1 protein-coding gene and 1 pseudogene are annotated in these 2,211 nt (G+C 73.6%); one reads left to right on the top strand and one right to left on the bottom strand.

What is annotated here, in order from left to right; all coding sequences use genetic code 11:
- Positions 1–565 (top strand): annotated as a pseudogene (locus P1P70_RS43750) (hypothetical protein); the annotation flags it as partial.
- Positions 566–890: 325 nt separating this feature from the next.
- Here P1P70_RS43750 and P1P70_RS43745 read toward each other — a convergent pair.
- Positions 891–2,189: a HAMP domain-containing sensor histidine kinase gene (locus P1P70_RS43745; RefSeq protein ID WP_319247946.1), complete on the bottom strand. Its 1,299-nt coding sequence runs from the start codon at positions 2,187–2,189 to the stop codon at positions 891–893.
- Between the last annotated feature and the right edge of the window lie 22 nt (positions 2,190–2,211).

Raw genomic sequence — 2,211 nt, 5'->3', positions numbered from 1 at the left:
CCCCCGAGCCCGCCCTGAGCCCGCGCCCGCGCCCGTTCCGGCACCCGAGCCCGCGCCCGTTCCGGCGTCCGTGCCCGTTCCGGCACCTGTGCCCGCGCCCGTCCCTGCGTCCGAGCCCCCGGCGGCTGGTGAGGCCGTCGCCGATCCGCACGGTGCCATCAGCGCGGCCGTCGGGGCGGGACGGCATGGTGAGGCCGATGCCCTCGCCGCTCGGTGGGAGCAGGAGGCCCTGCGGGAGTTCGGGGACGGGTCGGAGGAGGTGCTGCACTGGCGGGAGGTACGGGCCGACCTGGCCATGTTCGCGGGCGACCCGGCGGGCAGCTGTGCGGCCTGGATGGGGGTCGCGCGGGCGCGGCTCGCGGCGGGGCGGCCGGCCCAGGATCCCGCGGTCGAGGCCGCGGTCGACCGGGCGCACCATCAGTGGAGCCTGATCACGGACACCGCGCGCGCCCATCAACTCGGCGTTGATTTCGTGGAGTTGCGGGGGCGGGTCCCGGGCCGGCGCGCCGGGGCCCTAGAGCACGCCCGGCAGCATCTGGCCGAACTGCGGCGGCAGCCCGCGTAGGTGAGGTTCCGGTGAGGTCGGCCCAGCACGTACCCGGTAGGCCGAGCCGGTCGATGAGCCGTCGTTCCGTTCGTCGTAGATCGATGAGCCGTCGATCAGGGCGCATGCCGGGCCGACCTCGGAGGGGGAGTTGTACGAGGTCACACCGTGTGTACACGGCGTGGCACCGCACGTTGATCACTTAAGCGGTCGTGGCTCCGAAACGGATCGGAGCCGGATCAGAGGGCGGTCAGAAACTCCCCAGCGGTTGGCAAAGTCCACCTCCGGTCACAACCCTTGGGCTAGAACCTGTCGTGTCGTCCGGATCACGCCTGGGACGGCCGGCTCACGACGGCGCCGGGATGCGGACCCTGAACCAGGCGCCCCGGTGGGACGGTTCGGACGGTTCCAGTGTGACCACGCCCCCGTGGGCCGTCGCGATCGCCGACACGATGCTGAGACCGAGCCCGCTGCCGGCGGCCCGCGTCTCCTCGCCGCGTACGAAGGGGTCGAAGAGACGGGCACGGAGTTCGTCGGGGACACCCGGGCCGTCGTCCAGTACCTCGATCACCCGGTGACCGTCCTCCGTACCGAGCCCCAGCGTGGTCGTCGTCCCCGGCGGCGTGTGCACGCGGGCGTTGGCCAACAGGTTGGCGACCAGTTGGTGCAGCCGCAACGGGTCACCGGTGACCGTGTGGTCGCCGGGGGCCAGCAGCAGTCGTACGGGGCGGTCGGGGTGGCAGTCACGCGCGGCGGTGACCGCGTCGCGGCACAGCTGGGCCAGATCCACGCAGGTCAGCTGGAGGGGCTGGCCGAAGTCCAGGCGGGTCAGCAGCACCAGCTCGTCGACGAGCGTGCCCATCCGGCCGACCTCGGCGGTGATCCGGTCGAGAGCCTCCCGCCGCATCGGCTCGTACGCGGGGTCGCCGACCCGGGCGAGTTCGGCGTAACCGGAGATCGTGGTCAGCGGGTTGCGCAGTTCGTGCCCGGCGGCCGCCATGAACTCGCGCAGCCGACGCTCGGTGTCCTGCCGCTCCCAGACCTCGCGGCGACCGAGGCGGCGGGCGCCGATCAGGACGGTGGCCAGGAGCGGGAGCGCGGCGGCCGTCTCGACCTCGAGCAGGTGCTCGACCGCCCGCCGGTCGTCGGCGGTGGATCTCGCGGTGACGACGTACCCGCCCTCGTGACGCGGGCCCGCGTCCGCCGTGCGCACCACCTTCGCCCGGTAGCTCTCCCCGAACGCCGAGGGGGTCGACCGGGCCGCGTACGCCTTCAGCCGGGCGGGCGTGAGCGCGGGGAACGTGGGCAGGTCGTCGGACCCGGGGTAACGCGCCACGACCTCCCCCTGCTCGTCGAGGACGAGGACGAGACCGTGCTCGTCGAGGGGCTCCCGCTCGCCGGAGCCGCCGAAGGCGACCGTCTTGTCGAAGGCGACCGTGCTGTCGAAGGCGCTGGCCCTCGTTATCTCCTGGTCGGTGCGGGTCGTGAGGTGGTGGGCGAGGGTGTGGGCGGAGAGGGCGGCGACGGCGCCCAGGGTCGCGATCGTGGCGACCAGCCAGAAGCCGACGGTGCGTTGACCGGTGCGGTGGGGGCGGATCGGCTGCTCGACCGGGGGGACCGGGCGGCCGATCCGCCCCCACCGCACCGGTCAACGCACCGTCGGCTTC

The organism is Streptomyces sp. MB09-02B, from assembly GCF_033794485.1.
In the GTDB taxonomy this organism is placed as follows: Bacteria; Actinomycetota; Actinomycetes; order Streptomycetales; family Streptomycetaceae; genus Streptomyces.
Note: the sequence above shows the minus strand (reverse complement) of the source record. Positions and strands in the feature narration are given on the sequence as shown.